The organism is Phocaeicola sp. RTP21198st1_B8_RTP21198_201120 (assembly GCF_040929485.1).
Lineage (GTDB): Bacteria > Bacteroidota > Bacteroidia > Bacteroidales > Bacteroidaceae > Phocaeicola > Phocaeicola dorei.
In genome coordinates, this window is the sequence record NZ_JBCOCI010000009.1 from 79,432 (window position 1) to 98,306 (window position 18,875).

22 protein-coding genes are annotated in these 18,875 nt (G+C 48.0%); 20 read left to right on the forward strand and 2 right to left on the reverse strand.

What is annotated here, in order from left to right:
- Nucleotides 1-13 precede the first annotated feature (13 nt).
- The 20 genes from AB5935_RS06750 (at nucleotide 14) to AB5935_RS06845 (ending at nucleotide 16,346) form a co-directional block, all read left to right on the forward strand.
- Complete coding sequence (locus tag AB5935_RS06750) at nucleotides 14-226, forward strand: hypothetical protein (protein ID WP_005868879.1); 213 nt, start codon at nucleotides 14-16, stop codon at nucleotides 224-226.
- The gene (locus AB5935_RS06755; protein WP_005868881.1) at nucleotides 223-567 is read left to right on the forward strand and encodes a hypothetical protein; all 345 of its coding nucleotides are present in this window, start codon (nucleotides 223-225) and stop codon (nucleotides 565-567) included. Before AB5935_RS06750 ends, AB5935_RS06755 begins: the two co-directional genes overlap by 4 nt.
- Nucleotides 568-585: 18 nt before the next feature.
- Nucleotides 586-930, forward strand: a complete 345-nt coding sequence (locus AB5935_RS06760; RefSeq protein WP_005868883.1) for a hypothetical protein — start codon at nucleotides 586-588, stop codon at nucleotides 928-930.
- 12 nt (nucleotides 931-942) lie between these two features.
- Nucleotides 943-1,254 carry a hypothetical protein gene (locus AB5935_RS06765; RefSeq protein ID WP_005868885.1) on the forward strand — a complete coding sequence of 104 codons (312 nt, stop codon included), beginning with the start codon at nucleotides 943-945 and terminating at the stop codon, nucleotides 1,252-1,254.
- Nucleotides 1,251-3,857 carry a TraG family conjugative transposon ATPase gene (locus tag AB5935_RS06770; RefSeq protein WP_005868887.1) on the forward strand — a complete coding sequence of 869 codons (2,607 nt, stop codon included), beginning with the start codon at nucleotides 1,251-1,253 and terminating at the stop codon, nucleotides 3,855-3,857. The genes AB5935_RS06765 and AB5935_RS06770 overlap by 4 nt, the downstream gene beginning before the upstream one ends.
- On the forward strand, nucleotides 3,850-4,071 hold the full coding sequence (locus AB5935_RS06775; RefSeq protein ID WP_368327370.1) for a hypothetical protein: 222 nt from the start codon (nucleotides 3,850-3,852) through the stop codon (nucleotides 4,069-4,071). The genes AB5935_RS06770 and AB5935_RS06775 overlap by 8 nt, the downstream gene beginning before the upstream one ends.
- Before the next feature lie 5 nt (nucleotides 4,072-4,076).
- Nucleotides 4,077-4,673 (forward strand): hypothetical protein, encoded by a 597-nt coding sequence (locus tag AB5935_RS06780; RefSeq protein WP_005868889.1) that lies wholly within the window; start codon nucleotides 4,077-4,079, stop codon nucleotides 4,671-4,673.
- 6 nt (nucleotides 4,674-4,679) lie between these two features.
- A complete protein-coding gene (locus AB5935_RS06785) occupies nucleotides 4,680-5,735 on the forward strand; it encodes a hypothetical protein (RefSeq protein ID WP_005868890.1) in 1,056 nt (351 codons plus the stop codon).
- A 4-nt stretch (nucleotides 5,736-5,739) separates the two neighbouring features.
- A complete protein-coding gene (locus AB5935_RS06790; protein WP_005868891.1) occupies nucleotides 5,740-6,438 on the forward strand; it encodes a hypothetical protein in 699 nt (232 codons plus the stop codon).
- Nucleotides 6,425-7,708: a conjugative transposon protein TraM gene (traM, locus tag AB5935_RS06795; protein WP_005868892.1), complete on the forward strand. Its 1,284-nt coding sequence runs from the start codon at nucleotides 6,425-6,427 to the stop codon at nucleotides 7,706-7,708. Before AB5935_RS06790 ends, traM begins: the two co-directional genes overlap by 14 nt.
- Nucleotides 7,705-7,890 (forward strand): hypothetical protein, encoded by a 186-nt coding sequence (locus AB5935_RS06800; protein WP_007564699.1) that lies wholly within the window; start codon nucleotides 7,705-7,707, stop codon nucleotides 7,888-7,890. Before traM ends, AB5935_RS06800 begins: the two co-directional genes overlap by 4 nt.
- A gap of 12 nt (nucleotides 7,891-7,902) precedes the next feature.
- Complete coding sequence (locus tag AB5935_RS06805) at nucleotides 7,903-9,015, forward strand: DUF4138 domain-containing protein (protein ID WP_005868893.1); 1,113 nt, start codon at nucleotides 7,903-7,905, stop codon at nucleotides 9,013-9,015.
- Nucleotides 9,012-10,484 carry a DUF3945 domain-containing protein gene (locus tag AB5935_RS06810; RefSeq protein WP_005868895.1) on the forward strand — a complete coding sequence of 491 codons (1,473 nt, stop codon included), beginning with the start codon at nucleotides 9,012-9,014 and terminating at the stop codon, nucleotides 10,482-10,484. Before AB5935_RS06805 ends, AB5935_RS06810 begins: the two co-directional genes overlap by 4 nt.
- A gap of 18 nt (nucleotides 10,485-10,502) precedes the next feature.
- Complete coding sequence (locus AB5935_RS06815) at nucleotides 10,503-10,688, forward strand: hypothetical protein (RefSeq protein WP_005868897.1); 186 nt, start codon at nucleotides 10,503-10,505, stop codon at nucleotides 10,686-10,688.
- Nucleotides 10,689-10,691: 3 nt separating this feature from the next.
- The gene (locus tag AB5935_RS06820) at nucleotides 10,692-11,885 is read left to right on the forward strand and encodes an ArdC family protein (RefSeq protein ID WP_005868899.1); all 1,194 of its coding nucleotides are present in this window, start codon (nucleotides 10,692-10,694) and stop codon (nucleotides 11,883-11,885) included.
- Nucleotides 11,863-12,246, forward strand: coding sequence for a single-stranded DNA-binding protein (locus AB5935_RS06825; RefSeq protein WP_007564694.1), 384 nt, complete (start codon nucleotides 11,863-11,865; stop codon nucleotides 12,244-12,246). Before AB5935_RS06820 ends, AB5935_RS06825 begins: the two co-directional genes overlap by 23 nt.
- Before the next feature lie 11 nt (nucleotides 12,247-12,257).
- Nucleotides 12,258-14,204, forward strand: coding sequence for a type IV secretory system conjugative DNA transfer family protein (locus AB5935_RS06830; protein WP_005868904.1), 1,947 nt, complete (start codon nucleotides 12,258-12,260; stop codon nucleotides 14,202-14,204).
- Nucleotides 14,205-14,226: 22 nt separating this feature from the next.
- Entirely contained in the window at nucleotides 14,227-14,646 is a 420-nt protein-coding gene (locus tag AB5935_RS06835; protein ID WP_005868906.1) for a hypothetical protein, read from the forward strand.
- A 135-nt stretch (nucleotides 14,647-14,781) separates the two neighbouring features.
- Nucleotides 14,782-15,807 carry a toprim domain-containing protein gene (locus AB5935_RS06840; RefSeq protein ID WP_005868908.1) on the forward strand — a complete coding sequence of 342 codons (1,026 nt, stop codon included), beginning with the start codon at nucleotides 14,782-14,784 and terminating at the stop codon, nucleotides 15,805-15,807.
- Between the two features lie 53 nt (nucleotides 15,808-15,860).
- On the forward strand, nucleotides 15,861-16,346 hold the full coding sequence (locus AB5935_RS06845) for a hypothetical protein (protein WP_005868909.1): 486 nt from the start codon (nucleotides 15,861-15,863) through the stop codon (nucleotides 16,344-16,346).
- A 99-nt stretch (nucleotides 16,347-16,445) separates the two neighbouring features.
- Here AB5935_RS06845 and AB5935_RS06850 read toward each other — a convergent pair whose 3' ends face one another.
- On the reverse strand, nucleotides 16,446-17,693 hold the full coding sequence (locus AB5935_RS06850) for a PcfJ domain-containing protein (RefSeq protein ID WP_005868910.1): 1,248 nt from the start codon (nucleotides 17,691-17,693) through the stop codon (nucleotides 16,446-16,448).
- A 1-nt stretch (nucleotide 17,694) separates the two neighbouring features.
- Nucleotides 17,695-18,105 (reverse strand): PcfK-like family protein, encoded by a 411-nt coding sequence (locus AB5935_RS06855; protein ID WP_005868911.1) that lies wholly within the window; start codon nucleotides 18,103-18,105, stop codon nucleotides 17,695-17,697.
- Nucleotides 18,106-18,875 lie beyond the last annotated feature (770 nt).

Consider the following 18,875-nt stretch of genomic DNA (forward strand, 5'->3'; position numbering starts at 1 on the left):
AAATCATATCACCATGCTTATTATCATATTGTTAGCCGATACAAATGTATCCGGCCTGATCTCCTTATACCGTGAAATAGGCGCCATGCTGATAGGGGTAGGCTTTCTATGTGCCGGACTAGCGGTACTTAAAAAGCTGATAAGCAACCACGAGCGCACCAAAGAGGCCATCATCACCTATATCACGGCATTGGTCACTTGGCTCATTATCTGGCAACTCTTATGAACGTAGTGGATTTGATACTGGTTGCCATACTCGCCTGTGTCACGCTTCACTTTTACTTTCGGAAAAAGAAGAAAGCACTTTCTTCCGGAAAGGAGAAAGAGAAGCCGATAAGGGAGGCGGTGCGCAAGGAAGGGCAGGAGAGAGCCTGTCCGGTCATCTGCGTGGTATTTCAGCCTGAGCTGGAAGAAGAGGAATTGGCTGCCGAGATAGCCGATATGTACCTGCATGGAAGAGCCTACTACTACTCAGGCAAACCACTGCCGGAACAGCCGAAAGAAGAGCCCATATCCATCAAGTATAAGGATGTGCAATGGGAGAGACTGAAAACGATTCATGTTTAATTAAAAAATAGGAACAAAATGAAAGCAATCGAAAATGTAAGAGAAAAAGCGAACCAAGTCATTAACCGCTATGGAAAGGTTATCTTCACCTTTCTCATATTCTTCACGCTGTTGGGAACGGCACAAGTGGCGGAGGCACAAAGCGGCCTGAAGATTAACAGCCTATCCGAAGTGACAGACAAAGCCAAAGAGGGTGCGGACACCATTCTGGACGTAGCCAAATACATTTTGGCGGCGGTACTCGGCATCGCTCTGGTCTTTGTCATCTATTCGCTTGCCACGAACAATCCCCATGCCAAGGAATACCTGCTCGGCTGGATCATCGCCGTGGTAGTCATCATGGTAGCCTTCCTGATTATCTAAAAACGAAGAGCCATGAGAACCATGCGTAAAATCAACAAGCCGATCAAGTTCTTCGGTCTGTCATCGGGACAGTTCGCCATCTTCATGCTGCTGACGGCCATCATCATCATCGTGAGCATATTCAAGCAGCTGCACCCGATACTCATCATCGGAATCATTTCCGCCATTCTGTTTCTATCCGGTCTGCTGTTCCAAACCTTGAAAAAGGAACACAAGGCCGGTAACCCGGACTACCTGACCGGCCTCCGGATCAAGAACGCCACCCCCCGGCAGATAACGGACAAACGGCAGATTTTCAAATTCATCCTAAAACAGCAACCATGATAGGAATCATCATACTCATATCCCTGCTAATCTGTGCGCTGTGCCTGCTGATTGCTCTGCTGTATATCCGGCAGACAGAGATAGAGGTGAAGGACAAATCCGTGGATCTGGAAAGTGTCTTGCCTATCCAGACCATCACGGAGAACGCCGTCATCAACGGGAACGGTGACATCACCGTCGGCTACCGGCTGCTTCTGCCCGAAGTGTTCACCTTGTCGGAAAGCGAGGCGCAATACATCCATGAGCGGTTGGAGGCTCTTTTGAAGCTGCTTCCGGCAGGCACGGTCATCCATCAGCAGAATTTCTACTATACGGGGCGATACCATCATGCAGAATACTCTTCCAATGCCCTGATAGCGGAGAACAACCGTCATTTCAACGGCAAGGAGATACTGAACAGTTACACCAACCTGTATGTGACGTTCACGAACGGCAGCCGAAACGGTAAGATACGCAAAAGCGCATCGGGCACCTCGCTGATGCGAAAGCTGCACTACCCGTTCAAGCAACCTTATAAGGAATATCAGCAACGGCTGACAGAAATGGAAGCCTTTCTGATGAACTTTGAGAACGGTTTGTCGTCCATCCAGCAGTTTGAGATACGCAAGATGGATGATACGGAACTGAACAACGCCATCTACGACTACGTCAACCTCTCTTACGAGACACCGGAAAACGATGCCACGCAGAAGAGCGTCAACCCTATGGCTGTCAGTGAAAGCGGAAGCATGAAAATAGGGCAGCAGCACGTTTCCATCCTTTCGCTGACCAACGAAGGCGAGCATCTTCAGGAACTGGCCGTGCCGCACACCGGCAAGTCGAAGGCATACGGGGGAAACATAGAGATACCGGACAGCATACGGAGCAAATGCTCGATGCTGTACCCCGTAGGACTTGGCCTGCCGTTCAACCACATCGTAAACATCGTGATAGAGATAACCGATCCAGATGCCACCGTAACGGCCATCGGTGCGGAGAAAGACGCGCTGAACTACATCACCAACTTCTACCCTCCGGCGGCAGAGAAGCAACGCGAGCAGGCAGCCTTCTGCGATGAGATTACCCAGTTCGACTACCAGACCGCCTATACCGCCTTCAATGTCGTGCTGAACGATACAGACCGCACCTCGCTCATGCGGAAAACCGCACTGGTACAGCAAGGCTTCAGCTTTATGAACCAAAGTTCGTGCTATGTGGAGAACGCCGAGCTGTGCAACCTGTTCTTCTGCAACATACCCGGCAATGCCAGGGCCAATTACCGGGGCTTCGTCAACACGACCAAGCAGGCCATCTGCTATCTGCAAAAAGAGGGGATGTACCTTTCGGACGAGAAAGGGCATATCTACCATGACCGTTTCGGTACTCCCGCCAAGATAAACCTCTGGGATTATCCGGCGCTGAACAACAAGAACCGCATCGTTATCGGCCCGTCCGGTTCCGGTAAATCTTTCTGGCTGAACAATTACATCCTGCAAAGCTATGAGCTGGGCCGGGATGTGATGATCATTGACATCGGCGGCTCTTACCGCTCGATGATAGCCTTGAACCGGGGCAAATACTTCGACTCTACCGAGCAGAAGAAATTTGCGTTCAACCCCTTCTTGTGTGACCGTGACAAGAACGGCAAATACCTGTACATCGACACCACGGATGCCGAGTCTGCCGATGACCAGATAAAGACCATCGTCGCCATTATCAGCTACATTTGGAAGGTACGTGAACCCATGCTGCCTGCCGAAAACGCCATTCTCAGGAAATCCGTCATCGGATTTTACGACTATGTGAACAATTCTTCAATAGGAGAGAAGCATGAGCGTATCTTCCCGACGCTGATAACTTACCGGGCTTATCTGAAGGAAGTGTTCAGCAAACGGATGACCGAGTTTGAGAAACAGAAATTCGAGATAGAGGAGCTGTTGCTTTTACTGGAACCCTATACGGACGGAGAGCTGTCATTCCTGCTGAACGCTACCGAGAACGTGGATATCGTGCATGACCGGCTGATAGCCTTCGATATGGAAGATGCCTCTAAGAAAGAGTACTTTCCACTCGTTGCCATCATCACCCTGCAAATGATCGTGGATAAAATCAAGAAACGCCAGGGGTTTGCCAAAGAGCTAATCATCGACGAAGCACTCGACTTCCTGCAAGACGAGAAATTCGGAGACTTCATCGCCTACCTGTACCGAACCTTCCGTAAAAAGGAGGGAAGCATCACGCTGGCCGCACAGAACATCCTGTTTTTGAAAAACATGCCGTCCAGTATCAAGGACTCCATCATCATCAACTGCGCGACCAAGATTATCCTCGACCATTCAGAACACCGGCAGAACCTGCCGGAAGTGAAAGCCGTGCTTTCCATCACGGACGAAGAGGCCTATATGATCGAGTCGTTGCAGCGCACGGAACGCTGGAGAGAGTTTTTCATCAAGATGTCGAACGATGCCTTCATCTTCCGCAACGAGGTGTCCGACTTCGCCGCCGTAGCCTTCGATTCGCGCCAGGCGACAGTAGTACGACTGAAGCAGTTGTTCAACGAAAGCGGCTCGACCTATACGGCCATCAACCGCTATCTGGAGGAAAGGAGGAAAAAGTATGGATGACGCCACCCAAGGGCTGACCGCCCTTCTAGGCTGGTCAACCGACTTCAACGGCAGCGCATACAATCTTGCCGGAAGCATTGCCGCCACACTTTTGGGCGTTGCGCTCATTTTCGTGGTATGGGCACTCGCCACGAAAAAGGAAAATGCCAAGAGCTATCTGACAGCCTGGCTGGTATGTGTCATATTCACCCTATTATTCATCACCAACAAATAACCGTCATGAAAAGAATCATTCTCATACTCGGACTTGCCGCCTCGATAGGGCTGATGGGAACCGGCAGTGTTCATGCCCAGTTCGTCGTGCATGATCCCGGCCACACCCTGCTGAACTCAACGGAATGGATCGCCAATGTCAAGAAATGGGTTACACAAATCAATGAAATGATCGATGCCCAGGAACTGCGGCTCGGCCTGCAAAAGATCGACCAGTTGAAGGAACTCAAATCATTGAAAGAGCTTGCCGACCTGCTGGACGACGTAGCCTGCCTGAGCAGCGACTACAGCTTTTACCTGAACGTAGGATCGAATTACCACTGCCTGAAATTTCTCAACTTTCAGCGTGTGACCGTCAATCTGAGCCTGAGTACCGACCTGCTGTTCAAGGTGGCCACCGTGACCAGTTACTTCTCGATGAACTCGGAAGGGCGCATGTCCTTTATCGAGCAGGTGAAGGAATCGGTGGAAAAAGCCGCCGAAGAGATGCGTGAGTTTAACGAATCCGTGCGTTCCACGGTCATTTACAAATCCATGAAGGGGCATAACCGGAAGACCTATTACCAGGGACGGTTGGCCGCTTTCACACGACACACCAATTAAAGCGTTATGAATCAAGATAATTTTCTCTGGGGACTTCAGATCACGGACGGTCTGACGATGGAACTCGTTTCGCAAATGACAGTCATCGCCTTCGGTGTTGGTGTCATCTGCTTTATCTGCAACCTAGCATACAACTATCTCTATCACGGAGCCAGCCAGCTGTTAAGCCCGAATGAGGACAAATTTCCCGACATGATGGAAATCGCCCGTTGCCTGGTACTGTTCTTCTGCCTAAGCATATACACCCCCATCGCCCAAACCATCGTAGGCACGATGGAAGTAATCAACGAAGCCACCTCGCTGACCTCCGAGCGTGCGCAGGAATTTGCCCAGTTCATGGCACAATCAGCCATCGAACAAGGAGAGATGATTGCCGAATACGACAAACACAGCCTCCAGTCGGAGGTAGCAGCCGGAGAAGACAGCACCGGCGCCATGCAGCACGAACTGGATAAAAAGATGGAAGAGGACGAAATGACCGGTGTACGCTCCAGCGTGGAGAAGATTGTGCAGCTGCTCAACCCCGCCAACCTCGCCACCCTTGTGCTTCATGGCATTTCCGCCCTATTGGTAGGAATCATACAAGTAGTCATCTTGGGTATCGGCGTGGTCATTGTCAAGCTACTGGTCATTCTCGGCCCGTTTGTCTTTGCCGTAAGCATGTTGCCGGTCTTTCAGAAACAGTTGAGTATCTGGTTCGGTACGCTCTGCTCCGCCTGTATGGTATTCACCGTCATCAATATTCTGAACCAAATCATATGGCAGACCTTCAAGGCCATCTATACGGAAAGTGCCGACATGGTGGACGCAGCTACGCAGCAGATACAATATTTAGGAATGGATCTCGCCCTGATTGGTGCTTATTGCAGCTGTTTCTGGCTATCCTCCAAAATCGTAGGACACAGCGATGCCGGGAAAATCATTTCGAAAACCGTGTCAATCGTCACCACGGCGGCCACCATCGCCCTGATGGGAGGCGCAGCGGCAGGCGGCAAGCTGACCAACGTAGGCGGTGCCGCCTCTATCGGGGCAAGTTTCATAAACGACAACAATAAAAAATAGAACTATGAATCTGATGAAATTCAAAGGAGCAGATGATGCGGTCAAGCTGACTATCCGGCTTTCAGCCGGGTACTGCATCATTCTGACTATCGCTTTTGCCAGCAGTATCATCTTCCTTATCAACAAAATAGAAAAAGCATACGGCCAGGCTCTCGTCATCGACAGGCAGGGAGAAGTCTATGAGGCAAGCAGCCTGTCTGCCAGCGATATGCGGCAATACGAATACATGAACCATGTAAAGACCTTCGTAACCCACTGGTATGCCTTTGACGAGAGCAGCTACGAGAAGAACATTTCGCTTGCGCTCAACCTCATAGGCAACAAGGGGAAGGAGCTGTTGAACGAGTACAACGATGTGAATATGCTGAACTCACTCATACAAAAGAATATCCGTTACGGGGTACGCATCAAGGATGTAGAGATTAACACACAAACGATACCCGTTTCCGGAAAGATAATCTTCACGCAGACCGGGTACCGGGCACGGGGAAGCATCTCACGTAATATCGAAGCGGAGTTCACCATCTATGATATGCTGTCCCGCAGCGAGGAAAATGCGCACGGAGCCAAGATAGAAGATTGGATTGTCCGCTATTCCGAACCCGTGGAAAGCAACGGCACCAACACATCGCAGGCAGCTTCTCCGGGCAAGAATGAAAACCAGTCAGAAACCTCTAAACCAACCGACCATGGAACCGAATAAACTTATCAAAGACAAGAACAAGCTGTTGATGGCCATCCCGGTAATCCTGGGCATCCTCTTCCTTTATGTATTCTTCATCCGTGAGGACGGGAACGTGCCGTCAGGGAGTGACAGACAGGCCGCCTCGCAAGCCTTTTTGGAACCACAGTCGGAAATGGCCGACAAGGTGAACGACAAGATGGAAGCCTATAAGCAGGACAAACTGGAAGAGCAGGAGAAGGCACGCATCCTGAAAGAGTCTCAGGTCAAAGGATCTGATTTTTACTTCGAGCTGCAAAACCAGCAGGAGCGGTATGACCGTGCCACACTGGAGCGCATCCGCCGTATGCAGAACGATCCGTACAGCGAAGTCATGGCAGAATACGGAGGTGGCCGGAACGGACGCTTCTCTCATCAGCTGGAAAGCCAACTGGACGGACTGGAGGACGAGCAGGCGCTCAACGAGATTATCCGGGAAGCCAAGAAGAACTCACGCATCCGCAAGGAACTGGAAGAATCCGACAAATACCGCAAGCGCATGTATGAACGGATTGTCAATTATGACCAAGAGGGAAAAACGGAGAAAGCCGCTGCCAACCCTTCCGGCCATCCATCCGCCGACAGCCTGATGCAAAAAGGCCCGATCTACCATGCCGAAAACGGCAAGCGGGTACGCCGCCAACCGACCTCCGCACCGGGAAACAGCAACCTCTTCAGGGCTTGCATCCACGGCGACCAGACCGTAGTCACGGGCAGTACGGTACGGATGCGGTTGCTTCAGGACGTAACCCTATCCGGCATGAAGATACCGGCCAACACGCTGTTTTACGGTATCGCCACTTTGGGAGCCAACCGCCTCGATGTGGTAGTCAGCAACCTGAAGGTAGGAGACAACCTCAATCCCGTATCGGTGGTTGTCTTCGACAATGATGCCATGGAAGGTTTGAACCTGCCCAATAACCTGAAAGCCAGTGCAGCCAAGCGTATGGAACAAGGTCTTGTACAGAACATTGACATGCCGCTCTCTTCCATCGGCACGATGGCCAGCGAAGTGACCAGCGTAGTCAACGCCACCACCCAGGTAGCCAAGCAAATCTTGAACATGAGCCTCTCACAAGTGAAGGTACATCTCAAGTCCAACTACGAAATGTATATCCAAGAAGAGAGTCAGGAATCGAAGTTGCGTAGGCAAGCCGTGCAAGCGGAGTTACAGAAGCTCTATGAGCAAATGGAACAAGAGAAAACGAACAAGAAAAATCATCCCCTTCAAACATTGATAGACAAATTATGATAGACATTCTCAATTACCTGCTTGCGCTGTCAGCGGTCTTTTTCGGCTATCGGATCTACGTATCACGCCGGAACGGACGAGCCTTTAAAGAAATCCGTCCGCTGACCGTTTCTTTCGGCATTACCCTGCTTCTTCTATGGGGCATTACCGTATTCACCGCCTTTTTTTCAAGAACCGTTTAACATATCGACAACATGAAGAAATATATTTATCTACTGTTTTACTGCTTTGTGTGCAGTCTGCCGCTCTTCGCTCAGGAAAACGGCACTCCCCGGAAACAAGCCATCAGCCAAAAAGACATCTTTATCTCTTTCGACTGTGTGAAACACCTGGTATTTCCTGTGCAAGTATCTGATATCGCCATCGGCGAACAGGAGCTTGTCATGGCCAGCCGGGTAGAAGAGGCGCCCCATATCGTCAGGCTCTCGGCGCAAGCGGAAGGATTCACCGAAGAGACCAACCTGACCGTAGTCTGCATCGACGGAAGCGTTTACACCTATCACATCCGCTACCTTCCCGAAGGCGGCACGGATTCGTACCCGAACATTTACGAGGACAACGGGAAATGGCAGCACCATGACTATCAGGCAGAAGTCAGCGACCTCCATCTGGCCGAGTTCTTCTTTCCGGAGGACATCGCTTACGGAACGCCCGGCAACGAGGTGTCCTTCACTCTGGCCGCCTACAACAACCAGTTGAAAGTATCAACCGCCAAAGATGCCGTGGCATATTCCAACCTGTTTGTGGTGGATAAGGCCATGAACACTTACCACATCACCATCAAACGGGGCAATACCTCCGTATTCACCTACAATTTTGATGACCAGCGCAAATATACCGCCCATGTGGATGTGAACAGCGAGGAAATGGAAAGATGCATCCAAGAGCTGCGCACCAAGAAGCGCAACATCTACAGCCTGGGGGTCATCGAGAACAAGTTTGAGTTGTCAATGGCCAATCTGTATGTGCATGAGGACTTCATGTTTTTCATCTTTGACCTGAAAAACAAATCATACATCGACTACGACATCGAGTTTGTCAAATGTTTCCAGCGTGACCAAAAGAAGAGCAAGAACGCCATCCAGCAAGAAACGACCATCGAACCTATCTATCAGAAAGATTTTGATACGAAAATCAAGGGCAAGAGCCGGAACCGGCTGATACTTGGTTTCGACAAATTCACGATACCCGATGATAAGGTATTCGAGATCGAGATTTACGAGCGAAACGGCGGGCGGCACATCAAGCTGGCCGTGTTGAACGAATACATCCTTTCCGCAGAACCCTTATACAAGCCACAGCCATGAAACTGAGAGAAGCATTAGACACCTATATGTTCGACAACGTGGGACAGTTCGGCGGCATCGCCGAATCACTGGGCTATCAGACCGAATACCGGGACGGATATTTCCGGTTCCGCAAAGACGGGGAAGAGCTGAGCATGAGCGTAAGCGAAATCAGGGAAAAAGCCGGAGCAAAGTACGATGAAAGCCTTCGTGACCAATCAAAAGAACGTGTATCCGCCCTTTTTGACAAGGAACGTGCCAATGATCCTAAATATGTCGCCGAGCTGGAGAAGGATGGCATCAGCATCAAGCGGTGGGAGAACCTGAAGGGACATGACAAGGACGGCTTTACCGTCATCGACCATCGCCTGAAGGTATGCTACACCGGACAGTCGCTCTATGAATACGCCTACAAGCAAGGGAACATCCTCGACGGGAAAGGCACCAAGCTGGAAAAGGGTGTCATGTCTGATTTGATGGAGATACACGGCAAACCGGGGAAGCTCCGTTTCAACGATGACGGAATCTCCGTATTCTACCGCAAAGAGGCGTTGGTTATCCCGGACAAGGTGCTGGGAAAGAAGTTGGGCAAGAAAGAGAAAGAACAGCTGCTTGCCGGTGACATCGTACCCATCACCGTAAATAAGAAGGACATCCTGCTGCAAGTTGACCGGGATCTGAACTCCGTCATCCTGCGCACCAACCAGGAAATCAAGATTCCCGACATCATCGGGCAGACCAGCGAATATGGCGGCTACAAGTTAACCAAAGCCGACAAATACCTGCTCGCCAACGGCCATGCACTGGAGAACAAGCTGCTGCACAGTCCGGAAGGCTACTTCATTGCCGACATCCAACTGACGGATGACAGGAAAGGAGTCATGATACAGAACATACAGAGTATCACTCCCGGCAAGGCACAAGAGCTGATCAAGGCCATGACCCCCAAACTGGAAGCCCATGCGGCCAACATAGAAGCTGCAAAAGAGCAAAAACACGAAGAGGGGCGCAATATGGAAGCCGAGTTTAAGGAAGCGGTGGGCAAACATGACTTTGAAAAAATCGGGAAGCTCAAAGAGGAAGGATATAAACCCAGTGAAGAGTTTATCAAAGGAATCGGTAAGGAACACGGTCTGGATGAAAGGCAAACCCATGAAGTCATCCAGCTGTTCGGCACCAAGCCGGAAGAACAGGGCGAACATGAAAGGCAGGCCGCACGTCTGTTGGATGCCGCACAGACCGACAACTTTCATGTCATCCAAGAGATACAGAAAGAAGGGTACCGGCTCACTCAAGAAGACCTTACCCGGATGCGTGAAACGGGTGTGCAAGCCAACACACTGATAGCCGTACAAAAGATTTTCGGGATGGAAGGCAGCACAAAGACACTGGGAGATGTCAAACTGGCCAGCACACCCAAACCCGACAACAGCAAGGAAATGGCCCGTCCGATAGCCAGCACCATCAACCGGGCTTTCAATGACTTATAACCTAAAAAATCAGGAATTATGGATTACGATGAATTAGTACAGAAAAACATTGCAGGAGAAATCAGTGACTTAGAGTTTCTACTTGCACAGGAAGAGCTTGCACAAGCCTATCAAGAAGAGATGGCTGCCAAGCAGCAAGAGACAAACAACCAAACGGCCAGAGAATGGCTGCTTGATTACGAGAACAGAAATCTATACCAATAAATCATGGATACAGCAAGTGATAAAGCATTACAGCGTTTCGCCGAACTGATGATCGAAAAGATAAAGCAGGTGGAAGACAACTGGCAAAAGCCTTGGTTCGGGATAAAGGGTGGGGGACTTCCGCAAAATATCGAGGGAAGAACCTACAACGGAGTAAATTCCTTCATGTTGTTTCTACTTTCGGAAAAAGAGCAGTACAGCCTGCCGGTCTATATGACCTTCATGCAAGCCAAAGACAACGGCCTTAACATACTGAAAGGAGAAAAGTCATTCCCAGTCATTTACTGGAATTTCTCAGTAAGAGACAAGAACGGAAAGAAAATACCTTTCGACGTATATAAGAACCTGGATAAAAACGAGCAGCAGGAATATAAGGTCACGCCGTTTCTGAAGACATACAATGTGTTCAACGTACAGCAGACCAATCTTCAGGAAACGAAACCGGAGAAATGGGAAGCATTGAAGGAGCAATTCAAGATACCGGCCATCAAGGACGAGCAAGGGATGCTCACCGTGCCTCTGATTGATGCGATGGTACGGGAACAGCAATGGATCTGCCCCATTTATTCCAAGGAAGGAAATAGTGCTTACCATGCAAGGGGAGAAGATAACCATATCGTCGTACCCCTGAAGGGGCAGTTTAAGGACGGAGAGAATTTCTACTCCACACTACTGCATGAGATGGCGCACTCGACTGGAGAACCTGAGCATCTGAACCGGGAAAAAGGCGTGATTTTCGGAGACAAGCAATATGCCAAAGAGGAACTGGTTGCCGAACTCACCTCCGCTACCGTCGGGCAAAGCCTGGGAATATCCACCCATATCCGGGAAGAAAATGCCATGTATCTAAAAAACTGGCTGGGAGCCTTGAAAGAAGATCCCAAATTCATCTACAACATCCTTGCCGATGTAGGAAAAGCCAGCAATATGATTCAGGAACATACCGCACGGATGGAACAGTACCTCACACCGGAGGAACGGTTCACGCAGGCCGTCCTGCAAGACAACCGTCCGGTATTGGAGCAGATGAAAAACGAAGGTTTTACCCCTTCATCACGGTTATTGGAAAGTGTTGCGGCAAACCATCCTACAGCCGACAACCTTGAAACGCTACACAGCACTTTCGGCATTTCGCTGCCTTCCATGGAAGCGGAGCCAGCCATGAAAAATATGAATGAGCCACAGCTCGGATTATAAACTTTTAAAAACCATCATTATGTTTACAGGACAAATTATCGGTTATGTCGGTGCGGATGCCCGGCAGAACAAGAACGGAAAAGGATTCAACTTCCATGTATCCACCAAGTACAAGAACGTGAACAACGAGGAACAGACCCTATGGGTATGCTGTTTCGTGAATTACGAGAGTAAAGTCTTTGAGTATCTGAAAAAAGGGACACAGGTATATGTCTGCGGCGATGTGTATGCCGATGTATTCCAGAAGGATGACGGTAGCCACATCCCATCCGTCAGCCTGACCGTCTCACGCATTGAGTTACTGGGAAAGGCAGAGAAAAAAGAGAGCGGTGACGGAACGGCATCCGGACAACCCCAATAACAGCAACGGCCATGGAAAGAGAGAAGAAAGACCTGTCATTCATCCTGATCCTGCTATCCACGCTCATCGGGACAGCCGTACTGTTTCAGTGGGCTATCGTTACGGGATTATACGCTCCACTACGTAATCCGGCCATGTGGGAAAGGCTGATGGAGAAGGATATCCTATTCCGGTTTCTCTACGTTATCCTGATCGGAGGCCTCGCTTTTCTCTTTCCGGTTGGCAAAGTGAAAGACGAAAACAAGAAATGGGTTTACACCAGTATGACACTGGTTACGGCATCCATGCTGGTTGTCGGATTCAGCCGGTTATCAGCGTGGTATAACCTATTTGTATTTCCCATTCTATTCGTAGCGTACACGCTGCTTGTCATCAAGACTCTGCCTTATTTCATCCGGCGTCATGCCCAATCCGATGATAGCATTTTCGGGTTAAGCCGGGAAGAATCGGCTTTCTACTTCCGCTTTGAAACCGCCTCCGGGCCGCTGGTCATCCATAAGCCGCAGCAGAATGTCTATATCGACGGCGGTCCGGGAAGCGGTAAATCAGAGAGCTGGATCAAGGGAATCATCTACCAGTGCGCCGAGCGCAACTATGCCGGATTCGTGTACGATTGGGAGGGTGATCCCACCAAGGACAAGTCACCCATCCTCTCACGTATCGCATACGGAAGCATCGAACATTTCCGGAACAAGGGGATGGAAACACCCCGTTTCGCCTATATCAACTTTGTGGATATGTCACGCACGGTCAGGGTGAACGTACTTTCTCCGCAATACATGTCAAAGGGAAACGAATCGCTATTCATCCGCAATATCATCATGACACTGATGAAGAATCTGGAAGCAAGCTGGAAGGAAAAGACCGACTTTTGGGCCAACAATGCCATCAACTACGTCTATTCAATCGCCTATAAATGTTTCAAGGAAAGGAAGCTTGGTATCTGTACGCTGCCCCATGTGATAGCCCTTGCCCTTTCTGACAGCAACCTAGTATTCCACTGGCTGTCGGAAGATCCTGAAATCGCATTGAACATGTCCTCCATGCTGACCGCCTGGAAACTGGGTGCACAACAGCAGACAGCCGGAGCCGTATCATCCGCACAGACTCCGTTGGTACTCCTGAACAACAAATACATCTTCTGGGTGTTGTCGCCACTTCCCGAAGAAGAGTTCTCTTTGGATATAACCAACAAGGAACACCCAACGCTGTTATGCGTAGGCAATGCGCCCACCATCAAGGAAGCCGTTTCCCCTGCTATTTCCTGCATCGGCAGCGTCTTGATGTCACAGATGAACAATCCCGGCAAAGCGACCAGCATATTCATGGTAGATGAATTTCCGACCATCCTGTTGCAAGGCATTGACACTTTCATCGGAACCGCCCGGAAGCACAATGTCGCTACCATTCTCGCCGTTCAGGACTTCAACCAAGCGGTCAGGGACTATGGAGAGAAAAGTGCCAACATCCTGAAAGCCTCCTGCGGAACGCAGGCTTACGGTATGACCGGAAATGAGAAGACCGCCAAAGACATCGAGAACTTGCTTGGGGAGAAGAAAGAAGCGCAAGAATCTTATTCACACCAAGCCGGTGGCAATAACAGTGTCACGGAGAGCCTGCAAAAAGAAAAAGTCTTAAAGGCAAGGGACATTGCCGGACAAGCAGCCGGACACTTCATTGGCAAGATTGCCGGAGGCAAGCCGCCATTCTTCAGCGTGCAGATGGATATGTGCCGTTTTGAAGAGAAGGAGATACCCCGTTTCTCCTTACCGGTCAAACTGGGCAACGGCAAAGAAGAGATGGAACTGGAAATCCTGGAAGAGATTATCCAGCAGAACTACATCAAAATCATTGAAGATGTCAACGCCATCCTCAAAAAGATAGAGGACAAATTAAAAGAAAAGTCAGCAGTTCCGCCAACCGGGACACACAAGACAGAACAAAAAATCATCCGATAACATTCAACAAAAGAATCCTACCATGAGAAAAATTCATTCATTATTAGCGGCAGCCTGCTTATTGGCCGCTTCATGCAACAAAGAGGAAATCCAATCGGAAACAGACAAAGCCGGCATGTATCACATCACCGTAGCCGTAACCGGTTCCTCACCCAAAGGCAGTGTGCATATATATAATCTTGACGGCGTGAGATTCAGGAACGAACGCACCGGTACCTCCGCAGCTTCCGTAGATGAGAGTTTCACCGATAAAGCGGAATACAGCACGGAAAAGCCTGTCAGCCAAATTACCGTGCAAGGCATTCTCTATTCAAAAGAGAGTGCTATCATCACCATGCAGATAAAAAAAGACGGGGAAAGCGTATTCAACCAGAGCAAACAGTTGGAGGCCGTTCCCGGTATAGACACTACTGTTGATTTGGTTTACAGTACCTTGAAATAAAAATGCAGACGAATCAAAAAACATATACTTTCTCTTCCATATTTAGATGATATTTCTTATCTTTATGAAAGATAATCTTTCTCATTTATAATCTAAGCTCAGATAAAATGAGATTCAACTAATCCAGTCAACGTTATGAAAGTCGATTTCAATCAGATAAAAACAACCATTTCTCTGCCCGATTTCCTGCTGGAACTAGGATGGAAAATCGTGGAAGGCTCTTCCAACTCCTGTCCCAAAATGAGCAACGGAACGCATACCATCGTCATCAAGCGGAACTCGCAGAACCAATACACCTATTGGGACGTGCATAGTGACAGCGTGCGTGGCCGCAGTATCATGGATCTGATGCAGGAACATCTATTTGAAACAACCGGAAAAATGCCGTCCTTGCGCGAGGTGGGGGAGATCCTTCAGAACTACATCAACACCAACCGCATCACGACACCCGAAAAAAGCCGGTATGAAGTAGGTAACACAAGCATGAGAGCGGACGAACTTCAATTCTACTTGAGCCAGCTACAACCCTACAAGGGCAATTATCTCCAGAAAAGAGGTATCCTGAAAGAAAGCATTGAAAGCCGGTTCTTCAAAGACACTTTCTTTATCCGTGAGGTAAAGAACAAAGGGAGTGTTTACCGCAACGTGTGCATCAAGATGTACAATGAAAACGGTGTGCAAGCCATTTCTCAACGAAATGAAACATTCAAAGGGATTATCGGTGGCAAGTTCGACTGTCTGGCGACCAGCAACCATGACAAAAGCCGCCCGATAGACATTCTCTACATTGGGGAGTCATTTATAGACTGTATCTCCCACTATCAATTACGCCATTCCGGAAACGACCTCAATCTTGTATATGTATCTACGGAAGGGACATTCACGGAAGGACAAATGAGGCTATTACGCCTGATTCTTGACAAGAACCAGGTAAAGGAGCTCCGGAGCATCTTTGACAACGACAAACAAGGGCACAAGTACACTCTATGGCTGCATCGTTACTTTCATGGCGATACGACTGATGTCGAGAGCCTGAGTAACGATGAACTCCGCAACAAGGTACGGAAACTGAAGAACGTCGAACTTTCGGAAAACAAGGATTGGAACGATGATCTGAAAATCTCGTGTGGCATCTGTTCCTCCACGGAGGACGGCCAGTAACCTCATAGATTTGCTCCATCACATAATACGACAACCTATAAAATCAGATCAATATGAATATCAAGCATTTATTTTTTTGTATGCTGCTCATTGCCTTTTCCTCATGCAGCAAACCCGGCTATGAGAAGGCCATTGCGGAATGGGTTCAGACAGATTCTCACGGCACCTGGACGGATTTAAAGTTCGAACTACTGGAAGTGTTGGAAACAGAAGACGTCACCGTATCGGACAGCCTGTGCTACCTGAACAACAAAAGCGCACAATTATCCGCTGTCATACAGAAAGCGGAAAGTCCCCGTGCCTTATTCAAACCGTCCTTTTCCGCCTATATGGAAGCCGAAAAAAGCCTGAAAGCAACGGATGCCATGAAAGCCATGTACCTGCACCGTGACAGTACGGAAGTTATCGGCAAGATATTAAAATGCAGGTATGCCATCGTCCAGCCACACTCAGGGGTGCAGCAGAAAAAGACGGCTTCTTTCCTATTGTCCCCCGACATGGAAAAATGTATCGGCAAACTAAAGCCGACAAGCAAATAATCCGAGCGTAACGATGTGTAGCGACAACGTTTTTTGGGGTTCTTTTTTGGGCGTCTTCCAAAAAAGAACTCCCACACATTTAGATGTGTGGGCTATTCATTACACTACCATCCTTTCCCTTATCAACGGTATATTATCCCGTACCAAATTCAGAATCCGGTCATGATAGGCTGATAATTGGTTAGACTTTCCACGACACTGGCACACCTCCATCCTGCTAAGTGAAAACTCCACCGTTTCCATGCGCCTTCCATCCACCGTTGCCGACATTATCAACGAATCTTCTCTCTTATAATAGGCGTTGCTGAATACACAATGATGCAGCAACTTTCCCTCTTTGTAAAAGTCCGAAAGGCTTTCCAATACCCGAACCATAATATTTCCATCCGCAAACGAAAGATTAAAGAAACGTGATTTGGCAGCAATATAGTCTTTTTCATCCTTTTCAGAATATTTTTTCTTACATTTCCCCATCACCCAATCATGCGCTTCTTCTACATTCAACGGACACAAATAATGAGGATTTCTCGCATCCAATTTATTTTCTATCAGCATATCCACATAGTCCAGCCACAAGTCCGCATCATGTATCACATAGTCATGTCTTAAACAGATTTTTACATACGTCCAATACTTATCTATACCGTATTTTCTCTCTAAAAATCTCAAGAACAAATTCATTTGCCCTGCCTTATATAATATCTCCATCCGATTATCAGTTAATAATGTCATAAAGAAGGAACTCGGACAAATATCATAAAAGGCACCCTTAAATCCATTCCTCGTAAGTTCGGGTATCACTTTCATTCTCGGATAGATAACTGCCGGGCAAATATCATAAATACGGTCATGATGCACATTCCGCTTACGCAATTCCAAAGAACTTCCATATATCCATGCATCGTAATAAAATATAGACATGCCCCGCAGCAAAGACAGCGTTTCTGTCTTGCCCTCTTTATTCATCCAACACTGTACCGCCTCAATTATAAAGTAATTAGCCGGAGACCCTTTTTTCAGCCGGCAGTCCACCATAAAAAAACGGATAACTTGATATTGCTTGTATGTAGTAATCACACAAAAATATTCTTTATATACAGCCGTCCTTTTCCTGCTATTCTCCAATTTCAGGTTCATACCGCAATGAGGACATTTACAGTTTTTCTTATCTTCCTTATCCCGCCATGTATGCCCACAATCCAAACAAAAGCAATTCCCCTTTGCATCACGCTTGAAATAATGCACAAAGCAATGTTTATAGGCATAACGCTTTTGAGCCTCTGAAACGGGAGCTAACTTCCTGCTCCCATTCACGATTTCCATTTGTAATTTTGTCTTGGGTTTCATATCAAAAAAGAGTTAACTGGGTTTGTACTTCGGTGTTGTTCTCACGTTTAGCTTGTTGACGCTTCTTCAACTTTGCCAATTCTTCCTCCTGCAATTTTTTGATAGCAGCCTCACGAGCCGCTTTCTTTTCTTCCTCTGACAATTCAACATGATGATTTACGACTACATTACATTTCAATGGGCTACCCACCTCAATATTATCTTCCTGATAATAGTGCAACGCCATACCAAAAATTTCATCATCACTAAAACCACAGCAACCGCTTTTCTTCACTTGGTTTAAAATATAGGTAATGCAATTATCTATATTCTTTGTAGGTTTTTGATAGACTGGAGCAAACAGACTATCCACCGCTGCCATATTATCAAGGTATGCCTTGATGGTACTTTTAAATTGTTCTGACACTTTCATAGTATATCATTTTTAGATTTCATTTCACAATAAGCCAATTTCACGAGAAACAAGGAGAATAGGCAAATAAGAGCCAACAACGTAACCGACACAACCTTTATCGGACTTGGCGTTATTACCGCTCCGACAAACATAGCCACTGCACAAAGAGCGATGATGACCGAAAAAACAAATTGAATGATTTGCATATACTTCTGCTACTTAGTTTGTTAAACTTCTAATTTTATGCTTCAGCTAGATTTAAAGACCTTTTTTTAAAACCCCTTTCCGGGATGGCCTTTTCTTTCTGCCGACTTTTTTTTTGAGCTTTCATGCCCCATCTGAGTTTATGAGCCTTTTTTTTACGGCACACAACAATAAGGAAGGAGGGATTAAGAAAAGTTTTGGACGACAAAAAATGTTGGGGACAGCGAAGCCGTCCGGCGTTATTTTTTTCGGGACAAAGGGGCGAAGACCGGAACTCTTTCGTATCCATCCACCGAAATAAATTTGCCGTTCAAAAACAAAGGATCTCAGATGGAGCTATGAAAAAAGCACATTAGGGGAGGCAGAAAACAAGGAAAAGGGCAGTACGGAAAGTAAAACAAACCATACGGTTTTGCTTGCAAAACCGTATTCCTATCTCCCTGCCACAAGTGACAGGGGGGGAACGGGTTAGCAACGGACTGCCGGGACAAACGGTAAAAGGAAGGAACTGCAATACGGAAGAAGGAGGTTGTTTCGGCAATGCCGAAGCTCCGGATGATGACCATTGCAATCCCGCCCACGTT

What these genes read in the sequence shown, in the direction of transcription:
- AB5935_RS06755 (WP_005868881.1), top strand. Translation starts at nt 223, where the DNA reads ATGAACGTAGTGGATTTGATACTGGTTGCCATACTCGCCTGTGTCACG.
- AB5935_RS06840 (WP_005868908.1), top strand. Translation starts at nt 14,782, where the DNA reads ATGAAAGTCGATTTCAATCAGATAAAAACAACCATTTCTCTGCCCGAT.
- AB5935_RS06760 (WP_005868883.1), top strand. Translation starts at nt 586, where the DNA reads ATGAAAGCAATCGAAAATGTAAGAGAAAAAGCGAACCAAGTCATTAAC.
- AB5935_RS06835 (WP_005868906.1), top strand. Translation starts at nt 14,227, where the DNA reads ATGAGAAAAATTCATTCATTATTAGCGGCAGCCTGCTTATTGGCCGCT.
- AB5935_RS06850 (WP_005868910.1), bottom strand. Translation starts at nt 17,693, where the DNA reads ATGAAACCCAAGACAAAATTACAAATGGAAATCGTGAATGGGAGCAGG.
- AB5935_RS06810 (WP_005868895.1), top strand. Translation starts at nt 9,012, where the DNA reads ATGAAACTGAGAGAAGCATTAGACACCTATATGTTCGACAACGTGGGA.
- AB5935_RS06845 (WP_005868909.1), top strand. Translation starts at nt 15,861, where the DNA reads ATGAATATCAAGCATTTATTTTTTTGTATGCTGCTCATTGCCTTTTCC.
- AB5935_RS06785 (WP_005868890.1), top strand. Translation starts at nt 4,680, where the DNA reads ATGAATCAAGATAATTTTCTCTGGGGACTTCAGATCACGGACGGTCTG.
- AB5935_RS06750 (WP_005868879.1), top strand. Translation starts at nt 14, where the DNA reads ATGCTTATTATCATATTGTTAGCCGATACAAATGTATCCGGCCTGATC.
- AB5935_RS06800 (WP_007564699.1), top strand. Translation starts at nt 7,705, where the DNA reads ATGATAGACATTCTCAATTACCTGCTTGCGCTGTCAGCGGTCTTTTTC.
- AB5935_RS06770 (WP_005868887.1), top strand. Translation starts at nt 1,251, where the DNA reads ATGATAGGAATCATCATACTCATATCCCTGCTAATCTGTGCGCTGTGC.
- AB5935_RS06825 (WP_007564694.1), top strand. Translation starts at nt 11,863, where the DNA reads ATGAGCCACAGCTCGGATTATAAACTTTTAAAAACCATCATTATGTTT.
- traM (WP_005868892.1), top strand. Translation starts at nt 6,425, where the DNA reads ATGGAACCGAATAAACTTATCAAAGACAAGAACAAGCTGTTGATGGCC.
- AB5935_RS06815 (WP_005868897.1), top strand. Translation starts at nt 10,503, where the DNA reads ATGGATTACGATGAATTAGTACAGAAAAACATTGCAGGAGAAATCAGT.
- AB5935_RS06780 (WP_005868889.1), top strand. Translation starts at nt 4,077, where the DNA reads ATGAAAAGAATCATTCTCATACTCGGACTTGCCGCCTCGATAGGGCTG.
- AB5935_RS06775 (WP_368327370.1), top strand. Translation starts at nt 3,850, where the DNA reads ATGGATGACGCCACCCAAGGGCTGACCGCCCTTCTAGGCTGGTCAACC.
- AB5935_RS06855 (WP_005868911.1), bottom strand. Translation starts at nt 18,105, where the DNA reads ATGAAAGTGTCAGAACAATTTAAAAGTACCATCAAGGCATACCTTGAT.
- AB5935_RS06830 (WP_005868904.1), top strand. Translation starts at nt 12,258, where the DNA reads ATGGAAAGAGAGAAGAAAGACCTGTCATTCATCCTGATCCTGCTATCC.
- AB5935_RS06805 (WP_005868893.1), top strand. Translation starts at nt 7,903, where the DNA reads ATGAAGAAATATATTTATCTACTGTTTTACTGCTTTGTGTGCAGTCTG.
- AB5935_RS06820 (WP_005868899.1), top strand. Translation starts at nt 10,692, where the DNA reads ATGGATACAGCAAGTGATAAAGCATTACAGCGTTTCGCCGAACTGATG.
- AB5935_RS06790 (WP_005868891.1), top strand. Translation starts at nt 5,740, where the DNA reads ATGAATCTGATGAAATTCAAAGGAGCAGATGATGCGGTCAAGCTGACT.
- AB5935_RS06765 (WP_005868885.1), top strand. Translation starts at nt 943, where the DNA reads ATGAGAACCATGCGTAAAATCAACAAGCCGATCAAGTTCTTCGGTCTG.